This is a genomic window from Terriglobia bacterium (assembly GCA_020073085.1).
Taxonomy (GTDB): domain Bacteria; phylum Acidobacteriota; class Terriglobia; order JAIQFV01; family JAIQFV01; genus JAIQFV01.
In genome coordinates this window covers 1-23077 of the sequence record JAIQFV010000032.1, presented here as the reverse complement: position 1 = coordinate 23077, position 23077 = coordinate 1, and the positions used below count along the sequence as shown (strand labels likewise).

The following is a 23077-nucleotide window of genomic DNA, read 5'->3' as shown; positions in this document are numbered from 1 at the left end:
GCGTACACGGAATCAAAGACGATGTAGATGATGAATCGCCGCTTTCATCTGACGCGTGGGAAGAATAAGTGTGGAGAGGTCTATCCACTCCCCACTGGATTCTGTCGGACTTCTATTCGGGCCGGGCCCCTTTTACCCGGCGCGGTTTGCGCATGAGCAAAAGCAAAGGCAGCATCATTAAGAAGATAATTGCCAGGAGATAGAAATTATCAATGAAGGCCATCATGGCAGACTGTCGCATGAGCTCTCCATGGATCAGGCCGTACGTTGCATTCACAGCACTGCCCGCAGGCACCCCTTGCCGGAAGAGCATTCGGGGGAACACTTCCAGGGCCTGTTGCGAAGCGATGCCGTAAGCGGTGATATGTTCGGAGAGCCGCTCGTGATGAAATTGCATGCGTCGCGAAAGCATCGTATTCACAAAGGCAATCCCGGCGCTGCCGCCCATGTTCCGCACGAGATTAAACAACCCCGAGGCCATTCCCATATTCTCGTTCGAGATGTAGGCCATCGTGGCCGTGGTCAGGGGCACAAACAGGAAGACAATGCCGCAACCCTGGAGCAGATTAGGCAGGGTCAGCGAGCGAAAGTCGGTTTGCAGATTCCAGTGCGTCATCATGAAGAGTGGGATGGACGTCATAATGATTCCATAGGCCACGAGGTAGCGTGCGTCCCGCTTCTCGGTGAGCCATCCGGCCAGCGGGGCGAACAGCAAGCTCGTCAGCCCGCGGGGGGCCAACGTCAGCCCGCTCAGCAAGGCCGTGTAACCCATCAGCGTTTGCAGATAAATGGGCTGCAGGATGATGGATCCATACAGCACCATCCCCAGCGCCGTCATCAGCAAAAGGCCGGCGCTGAAATTCCTGTCTTTGAGCAGGCGCAAATTCACAATGGGGTGTTTGACGGAAAGCTCCCAAAACACAAGAATAACCAATGCCGCGCCTGCCACGAGGCTGAAATTTCTGATGAAGGGAGAACCGAACCAGTCCTTCAACTCACCGTTATCCAGGACGATTTCAAGGCAGCCCAACCCGATCGCGAGAAGACCGAGACCCACGTAATCGATGGCAGCGCCGGCAATGCGGCGGATATAGGGAGGGTCGAAAACAAAGACGCTGGCCAGCACAAACGCGAGCGCCCCGACGGGGATATTGATATAGAACACCCAGCGCCAGGAGTAATTGTCAGTCAGGAAGCCTCCCAGGATGGGTCCTACAATCGGCGCGAAGATAACAACGATTCCGAAGGCCGCCATGGCCCGGCCGCGCTTTTCCGGCGGGAAGCTTTCCAGCATGATCGCCTGGGAGATGGGAACCAGGATTCCGCCGCTCATCCCCTGCAGAACACGAAACATGAGAATGGTGGTCAGGCTCGGGGCCGCGCCACACAGGACCGAGGCGAAGGTAAAAGTGACCAGGCAGGTCAGAAACAATCGGCGCCGGCCGAAATGATTCGCCAGCCATCCTGTCATGGGCAGCACGATGGCGTTGGCCACCAGATACGTGGTAATTGTCCAGGTCGCTTCTTCAACGGTCACGCCGAGAGAGCCGGCGATGTGCGGTACCGAGACGTTCACAACCGTCGAGTCGAGGACTTCCATCAAGGTTGCCGGAGTGACTGCAAGCGCGGGCAGCCAGGGATTGATGGCTCGACGGCTGGAGGCGGTTCCGGGGGAGGTTGGCTCCATCGAAGTCAGTTCAAGGCGTGATTCACAGAGGCGCCCCGGCGGGACGTCTCTACTGCTGAAATCGCGCGCTCTCGATCGTGTGTTTGAAAGCGGCCTCAAAATCTTTGAAGCGCGTTTGAGGAGCGATGCAGAGGATGACAAACAATTGGCGCTCCCCGTAGAGTTGGGTGGCCGCCCAGACCACCTCGATCTCGTTCCGGGTAGGGGGTTTGCCCTCCAGTCGCGAGAGCAGCATGGGCCGCCCATCCACTTTACTCTGTTGCTGGGCGGCGCGGTTTTCCTGGAGATAGGAATTTCCCTGCACGACTGAAGCGATGAACTGGCTCGTCAAGGCCTCGAGTGAGTCGTCCTGGCCGGTCTGTCCCTCAGGCTGATAGAGGGAGACCTGGATCCCGTAAACGATGTCACTTTGCTGATCGGTCTGCTGAATGCCGCCTTCCGGCGCAAATGTGGCACCCGACCCATCGGCTGAAGTGACCTTCCATTCGGCGGGATACTCGACGACATACATGTTCTCATGCGGGGAATAGGACGCAAATTTTCCGGAGGGGACAGCCACTGCCGGGGGCCCTTCTGCTGTATCGGTGGCCGCTTCCTTTGAGCCCGCCGCCGGACTGGGTTTCGGCTTGGGCGCGGGTGGTAGACGCTTCAGATGAGCCTTCAGATGATCAAAATCGGGCGTATCCACCACCGGTTGACCGGCCAGCGAGAGCGTTCCGATTTCCCGGTCGATGTTCTGGACGCGATTCTCGGGAGAGGGATGATCACTGAACCAGGCCGCGGCGCCGGAGACCTTTCCACTGCCACCTCCCTGCTCTAATTTCTCGAAGAAGTGGGCCAATTGATGAGGATCGTATCCCGCATCGGTCATCTCCTGGGTGCCCAGAAGATCGGCCTGCGCTTCCGCGGCGCGGGAGTTCTTCAGGAAGTAAAGATTCAACCCGAGCGGGACGCCGTACTGGGCGAGCGTGGCGGCCCACCCCCCCTTTCCCGAAGTGAGCCCACCCAACGCGGCCAACCCCAGTTGCGGCAAGAGGGCTTTCGACATCTGGTTCGTTCCGTGACGAGCGACCACGTGTCCAATTTCGTGTGCAATCACTCCCGAGATTTGCGCTTCATTGTCGGCAGCCTCCAGGGCGCCGCGGTTCACATAAATAAACCCTCCCGGAAGCGCGAAGGCATTAATGGCGCTGTCGTTGACCACTTTGAAAGTCCACGGGTAATTCGGGTTCAACGATTTGGCAGCCAGTTTCTTTCCCAGCTGAGTCACGTAATTGACCGCAGTGGGATCGTTTAACAAAACCAGCTGTTTTTCGGCCTGCTGCGAGGCTTCACGCCCCAGTTCAATGTCCTGCTGAGACGTGAAAAAGTTGAACCCGGGTTTGACCTTAGTCCGCGCTTCGGACAGGGCCGTACTCAGGCAAAACCATGCAGTCAGGAACAGGATTGAAGACTGTCGCAAGCGATGGGTGTTTCGCATAGCCACCTCACTAGTCGGGGCAAAGAAAGGGCGCGTGGGTCGACTCCTCTCGTCTCGACAGGTGCCTTGGTGCGTTCTTGAGATGATTTTAGAAGACTACGTGGCAGAAGTAAATGACTTGGTCGGAATCAAGAGTCCAAAGTCCAAAGTTCAAAGTCCAAAGTCCAAAGTCCAAGGTCCAAGGTCCAAGGTTCAAAGTCCAAAGTTCAAGACAGCCCATATTTCAGAATCTTTGCTTAAACTCTCTGGTTTGCTACTTCTGACTTCCGACTTCTAACTTCCGACCTCCGCCTTCGGATCTCCTGCCTCTGGCTTCCGGTTCGTTCCTCTGAGAACTGACAACTGACAACCGGGAACTGGCAGCTGAGAACTGAGAACTGGCAACTGCCGTCACCGCCGTGAAATTATTGCGGGTGGCACCGGTCAAGGGGTCGAGGCGATGAATTTCTTCTGACACCCTTCCGAGCAAAAGTAAAACGACTTTCCCCCCCGATCCGTGTGAAGCGCCGTCTGTGTGTCGATGTACATGCCGCAGATGGGGTCTTTCTCCATGTGTCCGGAGATGACCTTGGACGAGGAGCCGGGAGAGGGAGGTGACGGCGGATTCGGCGTCTTTCCCTTCGGAGAGCCTGGGAAGAGGTAGCGAATAAATGCGCGAATGATAAAGATCAGAAATAGAAAATAGAGAAACCGGAGCAGGAGTCGAATGATCATATGAGCAAATCAGAAAATTTCTGTTCGGACGATTGGGGCGTTTCACTGCCATGGAGGCAGGGGGCCGGTTGCTCAGGGGACGGTGCCCATCCGGCCGCCGGGCCGGGTTGGTGCGCCGCCCGACTCCGCGGCCTGAAGCATACTGCGAAGACTTGCCAGCGCGGGATTCTGCGGGTCGATGCTTTCCAGTTGTTTCAGCGTAGCGCGGGCTCCGGCGATGTCCTTCTTGCCATCCAGGAGGACGATGAACTTATTGTGGATTGTTTGAATATGGCGTGGATCGATGCGCAAAGAGCTGTCGAAGTGGCTCAAAGCGGAGTTGAAATCACCGACGTAATAGTAGGCCGTGCCCAGATCGGTCTCAACGTCCGGATTCTTCGGGTCAAGTTTCAGCGCCTTCTCATACCATTCGATGGCGTCCTTAAAGCGCTTGTTGTCGTAAAGGAAGTTGGCCAACTGAGCAGTCTTTTCGAGGCTCGTCGGATTCTTTTCGGCGTCTGCCTTCATCGCGGCAATGGTGGGATCGGGATTGATGGGGGGATGTCCCTCGGGCAATTGGCCCGAGGCAGCGTCAGGTGATGGAGCTGGCATCGCGCCAGTCGCCGGAGGTCCTTGGTTTGGGGGGCCCCCTGGAGTTCGCTGGTTGTTCCAGTTTACCTGGTTGGTATAGATGTAGCCGGCGAGGAAGCCGATCACCACCGCCATGGCAATCGTCAAGATGAAAAATGGCATGCGAATCTGCAAGGGAGGCTGCATAGGGTCACCCAAACTTGAATTTCCCGGGGCTCGCGGGGGATACACCCCAGAGAAGGAGAATGGATCTCAAACCAAACAAGTTCAGTTCAAGATCCATCCTTTGAATTGAATTCTCATTTCAACCTGAACACGCGGTCCCGTTCGACCTTGTGGTGTACGCGAAAGAGCCGGCCTTCTGCCGCCGCGACTGCGCGATTGGTAAATCCTCGACATCGTGGTCCCGCCCGAAAAGGGGACTATTTCTTTGGTTTTTTCGGTTCCTTCCTGGTTCCATACGAAGTCTGCACGGTCTGCCCTGCCGCCGCGATCAAGTCCTTGGCCCCCTGCGCATACTTTCCTTGAGGGTCCAGTTCAAGGTATTTGTTCAACGCCTGGAACATCTCAGGAGGGGCGGTGATCTTTCCATCCGCGGTGAAAGTCATCTTCTCTGATAGTGTCTGGCCATAAAGGAAGTAGGCGTTGGCATTGTTGGGGTCCGCCTCGATCGCTTTCTTAAAGGCCACCAGCCGGTCCTCCAATGGCGCGCGCGAGTTCGTCAAGACCACTCCCAGATTGTAGTAATACATTCCCGCTTTAGCCGGAAACAGGTCCACTGCCTTCTTGTAGGACTCCATGGCATCCTTGGGCTTCCCCCCTTTGGCCAGCATGCCGCCGAAGTTGTTGTAATAGTCGGCCAGGACCTGCTTCAGGTCTGCCTTCTGCTCGGCCTGGGGTTCGAGGGTCGTGATGGCCTTCTGGTAACTCGCAATCGCCTCGTCGTATTGCTTGAGTTGTTCTTCCGTTTCAGCGATCCGGGCGAAAATGACATATTGGGATGGATCCATTTCCGAAGCGGTTTTGAATTCGGACAGGGCCTGCTCGAATTGCTTACTGGCATAGAGCGTGTTGCCGTCATCGTAATGCTTCTTCATGTCCCCGATCTTTTTCTTCTCTTTTTCTACTTTCTCGAGGCGCTCCTTTTCCTCTTTAGGCATGGCCTTGACCGCGGCTTCCTGGGCGGCCTTGATATCCACATCGTGTCGAGTGGGATCGCCCACCCCGATCCGGACATTTTGATCGAGCCAGACTTGCTTGTCGGCCTGCCAAACCGAGATGTTGTACGTGCCGCTGGGCAATCCGGCATGGAAGTAGTGGCCTTTTTTGTCGGTCTTGGTTTGAAAATGCTGTTTGATATCGATGCGATCAATCCGAACTTCGGCGGCCGTGAGCGGCTGACCGTCGGCCCCCTTGATGTCCCCTTCAATTCCCCCCGTTTGCGCCCAGGCCACTCGGGAAGGGCCGGACAATAAAACAGCCATGATGGCAATAAACATGAACCCTAAAAATATTCTTCTCAACATGAATTCCTCCACGGGCCGATGCATTCTCCACTGGGAGCTGAATCATCATCGACCTGACGCAAAATTTTATAAAATCGTACAACGTTGCAGCGTTTTGTTCTATTTCAAAAGAATTAAAATGAAACCCCCTATCATCAAAACCGATTGATCCAGGATCCTCTTACGCCACACCAAGCGTCGGGTCATGCGGTGAAGCGGGATCAGGCTCGCGCGGCGAAGGCTGGCCTCCGTATGTAGGGGATGGGATCCTCCACCCCCGCCTGCTGAAATCCCCGCAGCCGCAAGGCGCAACTGTCGCACTCCCCGCACGCCTCCACGCTGTTCTTGTAACATGACCATGTCAGATGCAATGGGGCTTCCAACTCGATGCCCCGTCGCACAATCTCCCATTTCCTCAAGCCAATCACCGGGGTGACGATACGGATATGGGTCTCGGGCCTCGTCCCCAGTTCCATGACCCGCTCGAAGGCGTCGTAGAACTCCCGTCGACAATCAGGATAGCCCGAGCTATCTTCAGCGACCGCCAGACTCTTTTGCGAATTACCCATAGATTCATTCGGACTCAACGTTGCGTCCGGGTCTACCACCTCTTGAGCCGCACTCCACGGCCTCACCCGCCTCTTTTCTCAAACCGATCCGGGCCCGTCCGGTGGACGGGTTCCGCGGCGGGCACTGCGATGCCTCTCCAGGAACTGGCGGACTTCCCCAAGGTCGCGTGTCACATGGTAGTTCGGCAGACTGGAAAGGAACAAACGGCCATAGTTCTTGCGGATGACACGGTCATCCAGCACGGCCAGGAGTCCATAATCACGAGTCGAACGGATGAGCCGTCCCAAGCCCTGCTTGAGCTGGATGATGGCTTCGGGAACCTGGTACTCCAGAAAACCACTGTGCCCTGCAGCTTCCAAGGCTTCAGTTCGGGCCTTGACGATGGGATCGTCCGGCACGGCGAACGGAAGCTTGTCTATTATAACACAGCTTAATTGCTCTCCTACCACGTCCACGCCGTGCCAAAAGCTTGCCGTGGCACAAAGGACGGCATGCTTTGTCCTTCGGAACTTGTTCAGCAAAGCCGTCCTGCCAGCCTCTCCCTGGAGAAACACAGGATAATCCACCTGTTTCTTCAACTCGCGGAAGGACTTCTCCATTTGACGGAGGGAGGTAAACAGGATGAAGGCGTGACCCTGAGTCAGTTCGAGAAGGTGGGCGATCAATTCGACGGAGCGCGAGGTATAGTGAACGGATCCGGCCTCCGGCAGGTCGGTGGGAACAAAGAGAATGGCCTGTTGCTCGTGATCAAAATGGGACGCGCACATCACCTCCCGGATTCGAGCCGCATCCCCGCTCTCATCCAGTCCCAGACGGGATCGAATAAAATCGAATCGCCCATCCACCGAGAGCGTCGCCGAAGTCAAAATGGCAGTGTCGACGCGGTCGAACAATTTCTCCTTTAGCAGGCCGGCGACGTGAATCGGGGACGCTTGAAGAAAGATGCCGAAACGGGCCGGGCGGTCCTGGCCGGGATGCGGCCGACGGCGGCCGCTCCCGCGGCACTCCAGCCAGTATACATAGTCGCGGGAATCGTGCTGGACCAGGAACTCCAGGTCGGCCGATATCATCCGGCAACGGCGGACCAGCCCGAAGAAGACCTCCGGTTTTTCGGGGAGTTTTTCCAGACGGGTCTCAAGGCCCCGCAGAGAAGATGACAACGACTGGAAACTCTCTTCCCATTGTTCAAGTCGCGGAAGTATCGATAGCAATTCGTAGCGACCTTCAGGCCGTGCCAACACTCCAAAAAACCCCGTGCCCCGAACCGCCAACTGGTTGAGGGCCTCGTTGATTTCCTCGCTCCGAATCTCATGTTTCTTCAAGGCGGCCCTCGCGTCGCGGATCAGTTCATCGAGACGGTAGTTGGAAATCTGGATTCCGAAGTACTGGGTGGCGATGTTTTCGACGGCGTGCGCTTCATCCAGGACGAGGACCTCATACTCCGGGAGGACCGCGCCAAAGTCACTCTCCCGGACCGCCAGGTCCGCGAAGACGAGGTGGTGATTGGCAATGATGAGATCCGACTCCCGTGCCCGCTCCCGCATGCGCACGACGAAACACCGCTCGTAATCGGAGCATTTTTGCCCGAGACAATCCTCGGCACGGGCATCCAGGCGGGGCCACAACGGGGAATCCTCCGGGAGATCCTCGAGTTCCGCGCGGTCTCCCGTCTCAGTGATCTTCGCCCACGTCTCCAGGCCGTGGAAGGCCTTCACTTCTTCCATGGACTCGAATACGGGCAGGGATTGTGCCTCGGTGAATTTCTTGAGGCAAAGGTAGTTCGACCGCCCTTTGACGAGACAGGCCTTGAACTTCCCCGGAAAGAGTTTCTCCACAAAGGGAATATCCTTGAAGAAGAGCTGTTCCTGGAGGTTCTTGGTGGCGGTGGAAACGACCACCCGTTTCCCACTTTGAAACGCGGGAACGAGATACGCCAGGGTCTTTCCCGTTCCCGTTCCGGCTTCGACGATCAGATGGCGTTGGTGCGCCATCGCGCTCGAAACGGCCTCTGCCATCTGAAGCTGTCCGGGGCGGAACTCAAATTGGGGATGGAGCGTGGAGATCTTTCCGCGAGGTCCAAAGTGGGAGAGTTGATCGATCATCGCCTTCCATCGGCAAAAGGAACAGACCAGACTATAGCGAACTCTGGGAGCAAGTCAATCGGTCCTCCTTCAGGCACAAAAGCTCACCTTGACAGATCCGGCGGCGGCGAATAAGTTCAAAGCTGTTAGGGAAAAGAAGTTGTCAGTTCTCAGTTGTCAGTTCTCAGTTGCCAGTTCCCAGTTGCCAGTGGGAGGAAGCAGAAGTCAGAAGCCGGAAGCCAGGCCGGAGACCAGAGGTCGGAAGTCAGAAGTCAGAAGTCGGAAGTCAGAAGTGGCAAACCAGAGAGTTTAAGCAAAGATTCTGAAATATGGGCTGTGCAGGACTTGGACCTTGGAACTTTGGACTTTGGACTTTGAACTTTGGACTTTGGACTTTGGACTTTGAACCTTGGACCTTGGACCTTGGACTTTGAACTTTGAACTTTGAACTTTGGACTTTGAACTTTGGACTTGATTCATATGCCCAAACTCCCACTCATCGTGATTGTCGGTCGGCCGAATGTCGGGAAATCCACGCTGTTCAACCGTCTGGTCGGCCAGCGGCGTTCCATCGTCACTGACGAACCGGGGATCACGCGCGATCGAATCTATGGGGAGTGCGAGTGGCTGGGCATCCGTGCCGAAGTGGTGGATACCGGGGGAATCATCCCGCGTGATGAAGATCTCATCGCCCAGAGCATCCTGAAGCAGGCTCAAATCGCCATCCGAGATGCCACGCAGATCCTGCTGGTAGTCAATTCTCGCGATGGTCTGGTCCCGCTCGACGAGGAACTCGCCCGCCTTCTGCGCCGCACTGGAAGACCGCTGGCGCTCGTCGTTAACAAGGTCGATTCGCCTCGACAGGTGGGGGAATCGGGCGAATTCCACCGGTTGGGGGTTGAGCCCGTCTTCTTTGTTTCCGCGGAGCACAACCTGAATATTGCGGAGATGCTCGATGTCATCTTTGCGCGCGCCGAGTTTGGAAAATCAAGTATTCGACCTGTTCAGGATGGATCTTCCGGAGAAGAGGAGGAAGGGATCAATGAAGGAAGGCTTCTTCGACGGCGTCCCGGCGAAATTCGGGTCGCCATCATCGGGCGTCCCAATGTGGGCAAGTCCACCCTATTGAACACGCTCTGTGGCAAGGAGCGATCCATTGTGACGCCGATTGCCGGCACGACCCGGGACAGCGTCGATGCGGTCATCGAACGTGAGGGCACCCGCTTTCGAATCATCGACACGGCCGGTATTCGGCGGAAAGGGAAGACCAAACTCCTCGCGGAGAGACTGAGCGTCGTGCTGGCACGCAAGCATTTGGAACAGGCCGACGTCGCGGTCTTACTCATTGACGCAGTGGAAGGCGTCACGGCACTCGACGCCACCATCGCGGGCTACGCTCACGAGGCCGGAAAATCCGTCATCCTGGCGGTGAACAAATGGGACCTGGTCAAGAAGACTGCCGATTCGACCCAGCAGTTCGAGGAAAAGGTGCGACAGAGGGCGAAGTACCTGGACTATGCGCCCATCCTTTTTATCTCCGCACTCACCGGACAGCGCGTCACGAACCTTCTGAACTGCGTGAAAGGTATGGCCGGAGAACGCGAGCGACGGATTCCGACGGCAGAGTTGAACCGCTTTGTGAATTCCATCGACTTCAGCCGGGCGACCGTTCCGGTCTCCTCCCGGTCGAAGATCCTTTACGCCACTCAAACCAGTGTCGCACCTCCGACCTTTGTGCTGTTCACGAACCGGCCGAGCAAATTCCACTTTGGGTTCGAACGATTTCTCATCAACCGGTTCCGCGAACATTTTGGCTTTCTCGGAACGCCGATCCGCATCAAGCAGCGGATGAAGAAGTAGTAACGACTTCAGTCGTTACCCCCCGAATGAAAGAGCGGCTTCAGTCGTTACTACATGATTCACGGAACGACTGAAGTCGTTACTACATGATTCACGGAACGACTGAAGTCGTTACTACATGATTCACGGAACGACTGAAGTCGTTACTACTGACTCACGGAACGACTGAAGTCGTTACTACGGGTTCTTTTTTCACCTTTTGAAAGCGCTGTCAGGGTGGTAAAATTTTAGATTGGAGGGGTTCTGCTTCCAACGAGCAGGGAACTCAAAGACGGGCGCGGATTCTGGTCGCAGCTTACCTTCACTTCGCTTGGGTTATGAAGAAACTTTCAAGAGGAATTCCCGAAAAACTGTTCTTCCGGATCAGCGAAGTGGCCAAGCTGGTGGGGGTGGAACCTTATGTCCTTCGATTCTGGGAATCGGAGTTCAAGACGCTTGCCCCGGAAAAGAACCGCGGCGGATGGCGCGTCTACCGGAAGAAGGACGTGGAAAAGGTCTTGGAAATAAAACGCCTTTTGTACGAGGATGGATTCACGATCGAGGGCGCCCGGAAGCGAATGGCGCGGCATAACGGGAGCAAGGACCCGGGGGACGATCCCGGCTCGCGCAGCCACGGAAAGACGCTGCCCCTGTTTCGATCCAACGAAGGGGAACAGATGTTGCAGCGGGTGAGGACCGAGCTGGAGTCAATCTTGACATTGTTAAATAAAAGGTGATAGATTCGCGGGTCGCACCCAGGGTCAAGCGTTTCTCTGTGCGACCCTTGACCCGCATTGGGATGTCGTGGAATCCGGGGCGTGGCTCAGCCTGGTAGAGCGCTCGGTTCGGGACCGAGAGGCCGATGGTTCAAATCCATTCGCCCCGACCATGTTTTGTGTAAAGGGGTGGAAGAAGAATTGGAGTAAAGTGGACATGTCGGGGCGTGGCGCAGCCTGGTAGCGCACTCGCTTGGGGTGCGAGTGGTCGTCCGTTCAAATCGGATCGCCCCGACCATTTCATTTCTAAGGATTGCCCCCCACCCGACACCTTGTTTCCATCGAGCTCGATTAAAAATTCAGGGGGGCTGACGATCAAACGTCAGCCCCGCGCCGCCTTTCCCGTCGAATGAAGCGGGGAGAGGATTTTCCCCTCCTCATTCGGCGCGGATCGATTTTCAAGCCTGAGGATCAATAAATAAGTTGGCAAGAATTCTGCTCACCAATGATGATGGCTTTCATTCTGAGGGATTGCGGGCCCTGCGGGATGCGGTGGCATCGATCGGTGATGTTATCGTGGTCGCCCCTGACCGCGAAATGAGCGCTGTCTCTCAGTCTATTAGCTTGCTTTCCCCTTTGCGCTATACCTCCCTCTGCAACAATGAATACACCGTGGAGGGAACCCCGGCTGACTGCATCATTCTGGCCCTGCGGACCATCCTCGAGACCCCTCCCCATCTCATTATTTCCGGGATCAACAAGGGACCCAATCTGGGTGATGATATCTCTTATTCCGGCACGGTCGCCGGGGCCCTGGAAGGGACCTTCAACGGGATTCCATCGATTGCCGTTTCGCTGGCGGCACGAAGCGATCTGAATTTCAAACCCGGCGCCGAATTTGCCGCGAAGCTTGCGGAGAAGATTCTGGAAAAGGGACTTCCCGAAGACGTCCTTCTCAATGTGAATGTCCCGCGGAATTGGACCGGTGCGGTCGAATTCACGCGGCAGGGCAAGAAACGCAACAAGAATGTCCTGCTCGAGAGCAAGGATCCTCGCGGTCGGAAGTATTTCTGGTTGCAGGAGCCGCCCGCTCCCAATCACGGAGACTCGGGATCTGACTTTGCCGCCATCGAGGCCGGATCGATATCGATTACTCCCTTGCACCTGGATCGGACGGACTTTCCGGCGTTGAAGTCCCTGTCCTCCTGGCAGCAGGAACTCACGGAAGAGATCAAGTCAGAGAAGCGCGGGTGGTTGAAGCGCCTCTCGTCCCTGAAGTTTTAGCCATTCACTCCTTACTCGCTGAGATTGCCCGACTTGGACTGGCACACGGTGAGGCTCACTCTGTGCGCACCCGGCAGGAAGATCTTTTGATGACCATGGAGGCGTCGTCCCGTTCCACCCGGTTCCCCTCTTGAAAGCGTTTCGCATGAGCGTCCCGTCCAAACCCATAGCCCGGCGCTTTCGAATCTCGGGTCGTGTCCAGGGCGTTGGATACCGCTATTTTGTTTACCACTCCGCCGGCCAACTTCAGCTGAAAGGCTATGTGAGGAATCTCCCCGATGGCGACGTGGAAGTCTACGCCATTGGAAACATCGCACAACTCGAGCAGCTGAAGGAGAAGCTTCTCGAAGGCCCCCGCATGGCCCGGGTCACCCACGTGGACGACAGTACCGCCCCTGTGGACCCGGATTACACGTTATTTCATATTGAGGGAGGGTAGCCCGGTCATGGAGACAGTGAAGAAACTGATTCGCGAGGTCCCCGATTTTCCCAAGAAGGGGATCCTTTTCTACGATATTACAACCCTGCTGAAGGACGCCCGGGGTTTTCGACGGGTGATTGACGGCCTGACGGAAATTTTTCGGGAGCAGAAGATCGATCTCGTGTGTGGAATTGAGGCGCGCGGATTCATTTTTGCCCCGACCGTGGCCTTTGCCCTGGGAGCCGGGTTTGTGCCGGTGAGAAAACCTCACAAACTCCCAGCCGAAACCGAAAGCATCACCTACAACCTGGAATACGGCACCGATTCTTTGGAAATTCACAAGGATGCCATTACCCCGGGACAACGCGTCCTGCTGCTGGATGATGTACTGGCCACCGGAGGAACAGCCGCCGCAGTCGCCCGCCTCATCCGGCAACTCAAAGGGGAACTGGTTGGCGCCGCTTTTGTCATTGAACTCGATTTCCTCGGTGGGCGAAAGAAACTGGAAGGCATCGAAGTCACTTCCCTCGTTCACTATTAGCAAGGACTGTGCTTGCCTTCCCCGCGCGTGATGATTCAGGGTTCGACTGTTCGGTGTTACAAGCCGGGCGCACTTCGGAAATGAGTTCATTGGCAACATTCGGGAGAGCAGCGCCTCCCACCCGCCGATTGGGTTCATCGCGCCCGGCAAAGTCACTCGCTGTTGCCATGACACAACTGTCAAAGAGGAGAGTCTTTTGTCTGATGGGTTCAGCGCCATTCCTCTGTCCCGGTTGCTGAACGCAGTGATTTGTAGTATATTACGTCGTTTCGGGGCCTGGCTGGAGAAGGCACAGAGGAGCTGAAATGAAAGAAGGAATTCATCCGAAGTATCATGAGGTTCAAGTGGTTTGCGCGTGCGGGAACGCGTTCAAGACGAAGTCCACCTACAAGGCGGACATGATTCGTCTCGAGATCTGCTCGGGCTGCCATCCGTTCTTTACCGGAAAGCAAAGGTTGGTGGACACGGCCGGCCGCATCGAGCGCTTTAAGAAAAAATACGAAGGAAAACCAAAGGCTGGAAAGACGGTAACCAACGCGTGAGCGCCTTCGAGCATCGGAATAACCTGGACTGGCCAGAGAACCTGGAATTCTAATGAACCCACACACAAGAGTCTGGTTGCAGGGCCTGGTGGCGAGCACGAACCTGCTCAATGAGTCGGTCATGCAACCGGGTGAGGATCTCCTGGTCGGCGGTCAGGCGGTCATTGAAGGGGTGATGATGCGATCGCCCCATTCGTTCGCCATTGCCGTCCACAGGGAGGCAGGGGATGTGGCGGTCCGCAAGGAGCCGGTTCCACGGGTGTCAGAGAAATACCCTGTTTTCAAGCTGCCGGTCTTTCGGGGCGTAGGCATCCTGGGGCAGGCTTTCGTCCTGGGCATGAAGGCCATCAAATTCTCGGCCGACCAGGTGCTCGACAGTATCGCCACCGCGGAGGCTCAAAAGGCAGAGCCCAAGAAAATCTCTTCCACACCACCGGCAGGCGAACAGAAAAAGAGTGGGGAGATCGGGAAGTGGTTCATCGCGGTGAACGCGATTCTGGCGACGGCGTTTTTCATCTTTCTGTTCAAATTCCTGCCGCTGACCGCGGCTACCTACTTCCAGGACCATTCTCATTGGGGTGAAAACCGGATCCTTTTCAATCTGATGGACGGTCTTGTCCGGCTTGTTCTCTTTGTGGGGTACATTGGGGGCATCGGTCTGTGGAAGGAATTTCGGCGGCTTTATGAATATCATGGCGCCGAGCACAAGGTGGTCTACAATTTTGAAAACGGAAAGCCCCTCACCGTCGAGAACGCGCGGCAATATTCCACGCTCCATCCACGCTGTGGCACCAGCTTTCTTCTGACGGTCATGCTGGTCTCCATCGTGGTTTACACCTTTATCCCGTTTCATTCCTTTGGCCTCAAATTATTGTTCCGAATCCTCTTGTTGCCGGTCATCATGGGATTGAGCTATGAAGTGATCAAGTTTTCCGCCAAGAAGCCCGGCTCCCTGTTCGCAATGATGACGGCCCCGGGGTTGTGGCTCCAGAAGATCACCACCCGTCCTCCGAGTGATGCACAACTCTCCATCGGCATTCGAGCCCTGGAAGAGGCCTTGTCCCTCGAACACGCCTATTCCTCCCCTAAAGGCTAGCGTTCCTCCTTCGGCCCCGGTCGAGGTTGACCCGCCGTTCCGATCCGGGCGGCTCAACCGAACCTTTTCTAAATCTTCCGCCTTTTCTGATTACTACCAAGGAATTCAATTCCATGTTTTCAAAACTTGAAGCGATCGAACATAAGTATGAAGAGCTGACCGCGACCCTGGCCCAGCCCGAAGTCCTCAGTGATACCGCGAAATACCAGAAGACCGCCCGGGCGCATGCCGAGCTTGCCGCGATCGTCGAGAAATACCGCGAGTACAAAGAGACCCAGAAGCGACTGCGGGAAACAAAGCAACTCCTTGTCGATTCGACGGGCGATCCGGAAATGAAGGCGATGGCCCAGGAGGAGTTGCAATCGCTCGAACGCCAGGAAGCCCTGTGCTCGGAGGAATTAAAACGACTGTTGCTGCCGAAGGATCCCAACGACGAAAAGAACGTATTGCTGGAAATTCGCGCCGGCACGGGCGGGGACGAAGCCACGCTTTTTGCAGCTGAAATATTCCGGATGTATTCGCGTTACGCGGAGTCTCAAGGCTGGCGTGTGGATATCATGTCCTCCTCGGCCTCCGGCATCGGGGGATATAAAGAAATCATTGCGGTGATCGAAGGAGCGAAGGTGTACAGCAAGTTGAAATACGAGAGCGGCGTCCACCGCGTCCAGCGCGTCCCCAAGACTGAGGCCAGCGGGCGTATCCACACCTCTGCAATCACCGTGGCCGTCCTTCCGGAGGCCGACGAAGTGGAGGTCCAGATCGATCCCAAGGACCTGCGCATCGATACCTTCTGTTCCTCGGGGCCAGGCGGCCAGTCTGTGAATACGACCTATTCCGCCGTGCGCATTACTCACCTGCCCACCGGCCTGGTGGTCTCCTGTCAGGACGAGAAGTCGCAAATTAAGAACCGCGCCAAAGGCCTGCGGGTCCTCCGCTCGCGGCTCTATGAGATGGAGCAGGAGAAGCAACGCCAGGAGATGGCCCAGGCCCGGCGCTCACAGGTGGGGACGGGCGATCGAAGCGAAAAAATCCGGACGTACAATTTCCCGCAGAATCGGCTGACCGACCATCGCATCGGACTCAGCCTGCATCAGTTGGACAACATCATGGATGGCCGGCTGGAGCCCGTGGTCGACGCCCTGGTTTCCCACTTTCAGGCGGAGAAGTTGAAAGAAAATATGGATGGAGCGTAGGAGCAAATTCCAAATGCCAAAGTCCAAAATCCAAATAGATTCCAAAACCCAATGATCAAACTTCATGTCTCAAGACACTTCCTCGTCGGGCTTTGTTTGGAATTTGGTCTTTGGGTTTTATTTGGAATTTGGACTTTGGAATTTAACTCCGCAGGAGTTCGATGACTCTCGGCGAAGCTTTAAAAGCAGCCAAAGAGAAACTGGTTCTCAATTCTGTCCCCAGCCCTTATTTGAACGCGGAAGTGTTAATGCAGCGGCTGCTTGGGGTCAATAAAGTTTTTCTTATGTCCCATCCTGAAAAAGAGCTAGCGGCGGGCGTGGAGCAGAAATATCTCGAATGGGTGGAACGGCGCGCGCGAGGTGAGCCGGCCCAGTACATCACGGGCTGGCAGGAGTTTTGGGGACTTGACTTTGTGGTTACGCCAAAAGTCCTGATCCCGCGTCCCGAGACGGAGCACCTGGTGGAAACGGTTTTGAAATTAAATCGGGCGTCGCGGCCGGTCATCGCCGATGTCGGGACCGGCTCGGGTTGCATTGCGGTCGCGTTAGCCAAAGAGATTCCGCAGTCCCGAATCGTCGCGATCGACCAGTCGGAAGAGGTGCTCCAAGTCGCCGCGCGTAACGCCGAGAACCATGGCGTCAGTTCGCGGATTGAATTCAAGCGGGGTGACCTGCTCGACCCATTGGAAATTGAGAAATATGGAGGGGTGTTGGATTTCGTCGTTTCCAATCCGCCTTATGTCCCCTCTCGGGACCGCGAAAGCCTTCAGGTGGAGGTGAAGCAATTCGAACCCGCGTCGGCCTTGCATGCGGAAGGCGACGATCCGATGGAGATTTATCGGAAATTGATCCGGCATTCGTTGCCGCGACTTCGGGCAGGAGGTTATCTGGTCGCTGAAATCGGGGCCGGACAGCAGAAGGCCATCCAAGGACTCTTTGATCCGCAACAATGGCAGGATCTTCAGTTTGTGGACGATTTGCAGTCGATCCCTCGTGTCGTTGCAGCCAGGAGAACGTAGCCCCCAACAAGGCAGGGGAGTCACTGGAGGGATTCGGGGGGACCCGATGTTCTTTGCGGTCGATACGGCCTAAGGTCTTGGATATAATGGAGCAGTGTAACGGTGGAATGAAACTTTGCGTCTTAGAAATGTGCGAATTTGGTTAAGGGCCTCGGAGGCTTCCTTCAACCCGGAGAGTTGATTACTGCCTTCTGTTCTTCATCAATGTTATCCCCGGGGCCAATTTAAAAAGATCCAGTGAGCAATGGAGGGGTTTGAATGGCAATCTTCGGTTTTTATAAGAAACATCGAATCATATCCGTCCTCGTCCTCGTGGTTGTGCTTGTGGCGGCGGCGGGATATATCGTCTATTCCAGGGAAGATGCGCCGAAGTATGTGGATCAAGCTGTGGAGCGCGGCAACATCCGCTCCGTGGTGGGCGCGACCGGGACGTTGACGGCCATTACAACGACCCAGGTCGGAACGCAGGTTTCAGGGACCATCTCGAAGTGGTACGCCGACTTCAACGACCATGTCAAGAACGGTCAGCTGCTGGCGGATATTGAGCCCTCCCTCTTCCAGGCGGCTTACGAGCAGGCCAACGCAAATGTCAAAACCTCAGAGGCCGACGTCGTCAACCAGAGAGCCAACATCGGGACTCTTCAGGCAGGCCTGGAAAAGGCAAAGATCGGCGTGCGCGATGCGAAGATCAAGCTCGACCGCGCCCAGGGAATGTCTGACAACGGGCTGATTCCCCAAAGCGACCTGGACGTCGCCAAGATCAATTACGAGTCTGCCGTCGCGTCACAACGGGCTGCCGAAGCACAGCTCGAGTCCGCAAGGGCCCAACTGGTTTCCTCTCAAGCCAGAGTGGCACAGGCAAACGCGAATCTCTCCACAGCCAAGGTGAATCTTGATCACACCAAGATCTACGCTCCGATTGACGGCATCGTGGTGAACCGGGCCATCGATGTGGGACAGACCGTGGCCGCGAGCTTCCAGACGCCGACCCTCTTCACCATTGCCAACGATCTCACCAAAATGCAGGTGTTTGCAAACATCGATGAAGCCGACGTGGGCCGCATCCATGAAAGCAGCAGTTCAATCTTCACGGTGGACGCCTATCCGGGTGAAATCTTCCGCGGGCGCATCGCCCAGATCCGTTTGAATCCGACCACGATTTCGAATGTGGTTACCTATACGGCGGTGATCCTGGTGGAGAACCCGGAGATGAAATTGAAACCGGGTATGACGGCCAATGTGACCATCCAAGTGGCTTCACGAGAAAACGTTTTGAAGGTCCCCAACGCCGCAGTCCGATTCATTCCTCCTCAGACGGAAGAAGAAAAGAAGGCCGCAGCAGGAACGGTTCGGCCCACCCAGGGTGGGGGACAACAGGCTGGAGGCCAGCAGGGTGGGGGGCAACAAGGCGGAGGACAGCAGCAGGGTGCATCGCAACGCAGCCGTGGCCAGGGCCAGGGTGCTGGTGGTGGTGGTGGAATGGGCCGGTTCGGTGGCGGACGGATGTCGGCGGAGCAAAAGGTTTGGATGATTGACTCAAAGACAAAGAAGCTGCGTCCCGTGACGGTCAAGCTGGGGATCACCGACGGCATTTTCACGGAACTGGTTGAAGGACCGCTCCAGGAAGGTGACCGTGTGGTGGTGGCCCAGCAGGTTTCAGGTACGGCCCGCGCCGGTCAACAGCGACCGCCGGGAGCTCCGGGTTCGAACCCGCGTCCGGGCGGGTTTAGATAAGATTCTTTCGGCAGAACGGGCGTGCGGCACCGGCGGAGCTTTCCTGATCGTGCCGCCCCTTCCGCGAAATGCAAATTCATGGCAGGAAGACAGAGTGACAGGCGAAAATAATACCATCATCAAGATTGAGAACCTGCATAAGGTGTACGACCTCGGGGAAGTCAAGGTCCATGCCCTCCGGGGAGTGTCCATCGAAGTGCATCGAGGAGAATTTGTGGCCGTGATGGGAGCCTCCGGCTCAGGCAAATCCACCTTCATGAACATTGTGGGATGCCTGGATCGCCCCTCCGAGGGAAAGTATTATCTTGAAACGGTGGATGCCTCCACCCTCACCAAGGATGAGTTGGCTGACATTCGCAACAAGAAGATCGGGTTCGTCTTCCAGGGGTTCAACCTGCTCTCGCGCACCACGGCGCTCGATAACGTGGAATTGCCCCTGCTTTACGCCGGTCTCGACGGGAAGGAACGCCGGGAGCGTTCCTTGCAGGCTCTGCGCGACGTGGGACTGGAAGGCCGGGAATATCACTTGCCCAACCAGCTCTCCGGTGGACAGCAGCAGCGCGTCGCCATCGCCCGGGCCCTGGTCAATACACCGTCTATTATTCTTGCCGACGAGCCTACCGGCAACCTCGACAGCCGCACCTCGGTCGAGGTCATGGATATCTTTCAGAAGTTGAACGACCGTTACAACATCACGATCGTCCTGGTCACCCACGAGCACGACATCGCACGATACACCAAGCGCAACGTCATCTTTAAAGACGGCCGCATCCGACAGGATGTGGAGTTGGAGGAACGCACCTCCGCCGAAGAAGAATTAAAACGTCTCCCCGTCCTCCCCGATTGATTTTCATTCCACCCCACGCCCTCTCGACATTCTACATCGACACCGCTGGTATTGCCCCGCTCCACTCTATATAATCTGTCTATCTTCGGGATTCCGGATTCACAGGAAAGGTCATTCTCAAACGGGGGCGATTATGGATTTCGAGCAGGCGGGGAAAAAGCTGGATGAGGAAGTTCGGAAGATCGTCGAATATCTGGAAACCAAGGCGATTCCTTCCGCCCGTAAAGACACCAGCAAGTTTCTAAGGTACGCCTCAAAACAGTTGGAAAAACTGGCTGAGAATATGGACCGCGAGCAGGGGAAGAAGTAACGGGTTCCTTCCGACTGCAGGGCGCTTTTGTCCTCGCGGAGCGCCTTCAAGAGAAAGATGTGTTATGCAAGTCTCCAACCGCCCCGCCACTCCATTAAGAATCGTCATGTGTTGGGGTCTCCTTCTCACGCTCGCCCTGACTGGCGGCTGCGGGAAGAAACGAAAGCCCGTGGCCCCTCCGGTCCCGCCGACCCCACCTTCGGGCGGAGAGGTGTCGCCGGGCGAACTGGAGGGGCTGGCCTCGTATTATGGCGACCCTCACCACGGTCGGCCGACAGCCAGCGGCGAGATTTTTGACAAGCATGCCATGACGGCGGCCCACCGCACCTTGCCCTTCCAAACGCGGGTTCGGGTCCACAACCTGGAGAACGACAAGTCCGTGGATGTCCGCATCAATGATCGCGGACCCTTCGTGGCAGGCCGAATCATCGATCTTTCTGAGGAGGCGGGGAAACGGCTGGGTTTGGTTGGGCCAGGAGTCGCGCGGGTCCGCCTGGAAATTCTGACGATACCGGAGAACGAGGCGGGAGTGTATGCGGTCCAGGTGGGAGCCTTTTCGATCAGGAAAAATGCGGACGATCTGCGGCGCCGTCTTGAAAAGCGGTATGGGCACGTGACCGTAACTCCATACGATTCGGGAAGCGGCACCCTATATCGCGTCCGCGTGGGCGCCGAGCCCTCACTGGCAAAAATCAATCAGCTCGCACGCAAGCTCCAGGGTGAAGATGTACAGGGCATGATTGTTCTTCTTGATGCAAAGAACTGACAAGGGGATTTGAAACCATCCCGGGCCGCCCTGCGTAGAATGAATTGCCCCCCGTCGGCGAACCCCTTCAGTTCGAAACGATGAATTGACTCATTGCAGGAATCCGGAGGCGTTGACATGAATTCCCGAAAATCTCTGGTTCAAATACTTGCTTTGCCCGCATTGATGGGCGGCCTCTTCAGCGCGACCCTGGCACAGGAGTCGCGGCGCCCTGAAAAATCATCGACCGGCCAGAATCCCCCTGCGGTTCAAAAATCGAGTACCCCTTCCAAGTCTGTTCAATCCAAGCAGGGTGAGGCCTCCTTGACGGAGAAGAAAAGCCCCCGGGAAAAGACCAGCAATGAAAAAGCGAGGCTCATTCTCGATCAAGCCTACCAGTTGGCACTAAGTGCGAAGCCGGACGTGAAAGTAGAAGCAATGGCTCAGATTGCAAGCACAATGGCACAGGTGGACAAGCAGAGAGCTGCAGCGATTTACCGGACCGCGTTTGAAGCGACTCAAGAGATGCCCATCACTGAAGAAGGACTGACCCGGGCCTCTCTGCAGAGCCGGCTGGCAGTGGAACTGGCGGACATCGATGTGCAGGCGGCCATGGATTTGGCGGCCAGGGTCGATTCGCTTCCCGAGAGCGAAGAATCAAACATGATGTCGATCTTCGAACGGGGCTCCCGGAACTTCCGCGCGCGAGCCATCCAGCAAGTGGCGATGAAACTGGCGGAGAAAGATCTTTCCCAGGCCATGATCCTTGTCCTCCCAACGCTCAGGGATCGTGACTTTCCCTATGAGGCCATTCTTCCTCTGGCTGGCAAGCTGAAAAAGGAATCACCCGACAAGGCTGAAGTCCTGTTCAATGAACTCCTGCAGCAGTTCTCCGTCTCATCGCCTACTGTGGGACAGATGATTATGTTTCCCATGGTGATTCGAGTCCTTGCCGATTTGAATCGAAGCCTCACTTTACAGGCCATCGATATCACGCTGCAAAAGATTCCCCAGATGGAAGAGAATCTCAAGAAAGCGTCGGAAGGAAGGGGAGGAGTGCGAGCCCCGACGGACTTTTCTTTCGGGACGCTGGTCAAAGCCATCCTCCTGCCCCTCCTTCGCAAACTGGACCCGCAGCACGCCGCGGCGCTTGATGGGGAGGTTCTGCCGTTCGTCGAAAAGATAGACAAGGATTCAGGCGGCATGTTCAGCGCCACCACGCTCATGAATCCGGACTTTGACCTGACTAATCGCCCGGAGATGCTGGAGAAAAGAATGTGGGAAAACCTCGACTTGGAAAAAGTCCCGGAAGCACGTCGTGGTGGAATGGCCAGTGTCGCAGCCCTGAACCTGGCGCAGTCGAACCCGGCCAAGGCGCAGGATGCCGTGAAATACATCGCCGACGAGAAGCAAAAAGCAATGGTCTTGGCCGCGATTGCCGGCGGTTATGCAGCCGGCGACAAGGAAAAAGCACGTAGCGTGCTCTCCGAGGCCGCCACGCTGGCAGAAAGAATAAAGGCGTCAGAGGATCGTGCCGTTCTGTTTACGATGCTCGCCGAGAGCGCCGCCCGTTTGGATCGGGGACTCTCCCAGCGCTATTACAGCACTTCATTCGAGAGTTATGACCAGGCGTTCCAGGAACTCAAAGCAGCGGTGAGCACGGAAGAGGAACGAACCGCCAACCAGAACAAGACCCAGCAACTTTCACGACGTTATTCCAGGGCCGTGGCCGGGTATGCCAATGTGGATTTCGATGATGCCATCGAGCGCGCCAAGCGGATCGCGGATGAACAGGAGAAGCTGATGACGCTGGTCCGGCTCGCCACCCGTATTCTGGTTCCCAATAAGGAAATTCCTCCCGTTCAGTTTTTAGGAGCGGGTCCACACGCCCTTTGAAGGGTTGAATTCTATTCTGGCTAGCCACGAGGCTCGTTTATTCGGGGTGAATTGCGCTCCAATGCACTCGTGAAATTGGACGATAATCAACAGAATCTGTGCGGGCAAGGGCAAGCAAATTCATTATTAGGAGGCCCGGAGGGCCAAGAGAGTGTAGATAGGATGAGAAGGCCAATCTCCGCGGAGTACCGGTACAATGGTCTCCAAGGAAAAAAATCAACCCGGGCTTAAAAGCCCAGAGAGAGGAGATTGGCCATGACGGATTATAACAAAGCGGGACGGGTGAT

General features: G+C 56.2%; 21 protein-coding genes and 2 tRNA genes. 16 read left to right on the top strand and 7 right to left on the bottom strand.

What is annotated here, in order from left to right:
- Positions 1 to 112: 112 nt before the first annotated feature.
- From LAO21_20700 to LAO21_20670, 7 genes are all read right to left on the bottom strand, one after another.
- Entirely contained in the window at positions 113 to 1687 is a 1575-nt protein-coding gene (locus LAO21_20700; GenBank protein ID MBZ5555141.1) for a DHA2 family efflux MFS transporter permease subunit, read from the bottom strand.
- Between the two features lie 49 nt (positions 1688 to 1736).
- Positions 1737 to 3167, bottom strand: a complete 1431-nt coding sequence (locus LAO21_20695) for a M48 family metalloprotease (protein ID MBZ5555140.1) — start codon at positions 3165 to 3167, stop codon at positions 1737 to 1739.
- A 423-nt stretch (positions 3168 to 3590) separates the two neighbouring features.
- A complete protein-coding gene (locus tag LAO21_20690) occupies positions 3591 to 3881 on the bottom strand; it encodes a YHS domain-containing protein (protein MBZ5555139.1) in 291 nt (96 codons plus the stop codon).
- Between the two features lie 72 nt (positions 3882 to 3953).
- Positions 3954 to 4613 carry a tetratricopeptide repeat protein gene (locus tag LAO21_20685; GenBank protein ID MBZ5555138.1) on the bottom strand — a complete coding sequence of 220 codons (660 nt, stop codon included), beginning with the start codon at positions 4611 to 4613 and terminating at the stop codon, positions 3954 to 3956.
- Between the two features lie 260 nt (positions 4614 to 4873).
- On the bottom strand, positions 4874 to 5977 hold the full coding sequence (locus LAO21_20680) for a carboxypeptidase regulatory-like domain-containing protein (GenBank protein MBZ5555137.1): 1104 nt from the start codon (positions 5975 to 5977) through the stop codon (positions 4874 to 4876).
- Positions 5978 to 6177: 200 nt separating this feature from the next.
- Entirely contained in the window at positions 6178 to 6525 is a 348-nt protein-coding gene (locus tag LAO21_20675; GenBank protein ID MBZ5555136.1) for a 7-cyano-7-deazaguanine synthase, read from the bottom strand.
- Between the two features lie 78 nt (positions 6526 to 6603).
- A complete protein-coding gene (locus tag LAO21_20670) occupies positions 6604 to 8628 on the bottom strand; it encodes an ATP-dependent DNA helicase (GenBank protein ID MBZ5555135.1) in 2025 nt (674 codons plus the stop codon).
- 459 nt (positions 8629 to 9087) lie between these two features.
- Between LAO21_20670 and der the strand changes: the two genes are divergently transcribed.
- The 16 genes from der (at position 9088) to LAO21_20590 (ending at position 22790) form a co-directional block, all read left to right on the top strand.
- Positions 9088 to 10467, top strand: coding sequence for a ribosome biogenesis GTPase Der (der, locus tag LAO21_20665; protein ID MBZ5555134.1), 1380 nt, complete (start codon positions 9088 to 9090; stop codon positions 10465 to 10467).
- 317 nt (positions 10468 to 10784) lie between these two features.
- Positions 10785 to 11183, top strand: coding sequence for a MerR family transcriptional regulator (locus tag LAO21_20660; GenBank protein ID MBZ5555133.1), 399 nt, complete (start codon positions 10785 to 10787; stop codon positions 11181 to 11183).
- A gap of 75 nt (positions 11184 to 11258) precedes the next feature.
- A tRNA-Pro gene (locus LAO21_20655) sits at positions 11259 to 11335 on the top strand.
- 48 nt (positions 11336 to 11383) lie between these two features.
- A tRNA-Pro gene (locus tag LAO21_20650) sits at positions 11384 to 11460 on the top strand.
- Positions 11461 to 11645: 185 nt separating this feature from the next.
- Entirely contained in the window at positions 11646 to 12446 is an 801-nt protein-coding gene (gene surE, locus LAO21_20645; protein MBZ5555132.1) for a 5'/3'-nucleotidase SurE, read from the top strand.
- 145 nt (positions 12447 to 12591) lie between these two features.
- Entirely contained in the window at positions 12592 to 12885 is a 294-nt protein-coding gene (locus tag LAO21_20640; GenBank protein MBZ5555131.1) for an acylphosphatase, read from the top strand.
- Positions 12886 to 12892: 7 nt separating this feature from the next.
- Positions 12893 to 13408, top strand: a complete 516-nt coding sequence (locus LAO21_20635) for an adenine phosphoribosyltransferase (protein MBZ5555130.1) — start codon at positions 12893 to 12895, stop codon at positions 13406 to 13408.
- A 305-nt stretch (positions 13409 to 13713) separates the two neighbouring features.
- Positions 13714 to 13950, top strand: coding sequence for a 50S ribosomal protein L31 (rpmE, locus tag LAO21_20630; GenBank protein MBZ5555129.1), 237 nt, complete (start codon positions 13714 to 13716; stop codon positions 13948 to 13950).
- 52 nt (positions 13951 to 14002) lie between these two features.
- Positions 14003 to 15046, top strand: a complete 1044-nt coding sequence (locus LAO21_20625) for a DUF1385 domain-containing protein (GenBank protein ID MBZ5555128.1) — start codon at positions 14003 to 14005, stop codon at positions 15044 to 15046.
- Between the two features lie 113 nt (positions 15047 to 15159).
- The gene (prfA, locus tag LAO21_20620) at positions 15160 to 16239 is read left to right on the top strand and encodes a peptide chain release factor 1 (GenBank protein ID MBZ5555127.1); all 1080 of its coding nucleotides are present in this window, start codon (positions 15160 to 15162) and stop codon (positions 16237 to 16239) included.
- A gap of 161 nt (positions 16240 to 16400) precedes the next feature.
- Complete coding sequence (prmC, locus tag LAO21_20615; GenBank protein MBZ5555126.1) at positions 16401 to 17258, top strand: peptide chain release factor N(5)-glutamine methyltransferase; 858 nt, start codon at positions 16401 to 16403, stop codon at positions 17256 to 17258.
- A 258-nt stretch (positions 17259 to 17516) separates the two neighbouring features.
- On the top strand, positions 17517 to 18992 hold the full coding sequence (locus LAO21_20610) for an efflux RND transporter periplasmic adaptor subunit (protein MBZ5555125.1): 1476 nt from the start codon (positions 17517 to 17519) through the stop codon (positions 18990 to 18992).
- 115 nt (positions 18993 to 19107) lie between these two features.
- Entirely contained in the window at positions 19108 to 19839 is a 732-nt protein-coding gene (locus tag LAO21_20605) for an ABC transporter ATP-binding protein (GenBank protein ID MBZ5555124.1), read from the top strand.
- 133 nt (positions 19840 to 19972) lie between these two features.
- The gene (locus tag LAO21_20600; protein ID MBZ5555123.1) at positions 19973 to 20149 is read left to right on the top strand and encodes a hypothetical protein; all 177 of its coding nucleotides are present in this window, start codon (positions 19973 to 19975) and stop codon (positions 20147 to 20149) included.
- Positions 20150 to 20213: 64 nt separating this feature from the next.
- The gene (locus tag LAO21_20595; protein MBZ5555122.1) at positions 20214 to 20915 is read left to right on the top strand and encodes a septal ring lytic transglycosylase RlpA family protein; all 702 of its coding nucleotides are present in this window, start codon (positions 20214 to 20216) and stop codon (positions 20913 to 20915) included.
- 117 nt (positions 20916 to 21032) lie between these two features.
- Positions 21033 to 22790: a hypothetical protein gene (locus LAO21_20590; protein ID MBZ5555121.1), complete on the top strand. Its 1758-nt coding sequence runs from the start codon at positions 21033 to 21035 to the stop codon at positions 22788 to 22790.
- The last annotated feature ends 287 nt before the right edge of the window (positions 22791 to 23077 follow it).

Bases quoted from the DNA above. Each gene is read 5' to 3' on its own strand.
- LAO21_20700 (MBZ5555141.1), bottom strand. From the start codon at position 1,687: ATGGAGCCAACCTCCCCCGGAACCGCCTCCAGCCGTCGAGCCATCAAT.
- LAO21_20695 (MBZ5555140.1), bottom strand. From the start codon at position 3,167: ATGCGAAACACCCATCGCTTGCGACAGTCTTCAATCCTGTTCCTGACT.
- LAO21_20690 (MBZ5555139.1), bottom strand. From the start codon at position 3,881: ATGATCATTCGACTCCTGCTCCGGTTTCTCTATTTTCTATTTCTGATC.
- LAO21_20685 (MBZ5555138.1), bottom strand. From the start codon at position 4,613: ATGCCATTTTTCATCTTGACGATTGCCATGGCGGTGGTGATCGGCTTC.
- LAO21_20680 (MBZ5555137.1), bottom strand. From the start codon at position 5,977: ATGTTGAGAAGAATATTTTTAGGGTTCATGTTTATTGCCATCATGGCT.
- LAO21_20675 (MBZ5555136.1), bottom strand. From the start codon at position 6,525: ATGGGTAATTCGCAAAAGAGTCTGGCGGTCGCTGAAGATAGCTCGGGC.
- LAO21_20670 (MBZ5555135.1), bottom strand. From the start codon at position 8,628: ATGATCGATCAACTCTCCCACTTTGGACCTCGCGGAAAGATCTCCACG.
- der (MBZ5555134.1), top strand. From the start codon at position 9,088: ATGCCCAAACTCCCACTCATCGTGATTGTCGGTCGGCCGAATGTCGGG.
- LAO21_20660 (MBZ5555133.1), top strand. From the start codon at position 10,785: ATGAAGAAACTTTCAAGAGGAATTCCCGAAAAACTGTTCTTCCGGATC.
- LAO21_20640 (MBZ5555131.1), top strand. From the start codon at position 12,592: ATGAGCGTCCCGTCCAAACCCATAGCCCGGCGCTTTCGAATCTCGGGT.
- LAO21_20635 (MBZ5555130.1), top strand. From the start codon at position 12,893: ATGGAGACAGTGAAGAAACTGATTCGCGAGGTCCCCGATTTTCCCAAG.
- rpmE (MBZ5555129.1), top strand. From the start codon at position 13,714: ATGAAAGAAGGAATTCATCCGAAGTATCATGAGGTTCAAGTGGTTTGC.
- LAO21_20625 (MBZ5555128.1), top strand. From the start codon at position 14,003: ATGAACCCACACACAAGAGTCTGGTTGCAGGGCCTGGTGGCGAGCACG.
- prfA (MBZ5555127.1), top strand. From the start codon at position 15,160: ATGTTTTCAAAACTTGAAGCGATCGAACATAAGTATGAAGAGCTGACC.
- prmC (MBZ5555126.1), top strand. From the start codon at position 16,401: ATGACTCTCGGCGAAGCTTTAAAAGCAGCCAAAGAGAAACTGGTTCTC.
- LAO21_20610 (MBZ5555125.1), top strand. From the start codon at position 17,517: ATGGCAATCTTCGGTTTTTATAAGAAACATCGAATCATATCCGTCCTC.
- LAO21_20600 (MBZ5555123.1), top strand. From the start codon at position 19,973: ATGGATTTCGAGCAGGCGGGGAAAAAGCTGGATGAGGAAGTTCGGAAG.
- LAO21_20595 (MBZ5555122.1), top strand. From the start codon at position 20,214: ATGCAAGTCTCCAACCGCCCCGCCACTCCATTAAGAATCGTCATGTGT.
- LAO21_20590 (MBZ5555121.1), top strand. From the start codon at position 21,033: ATGAATTCCCGAAAATCTCTGGTTCAAATACTTGCTTTGCCCGCATTG.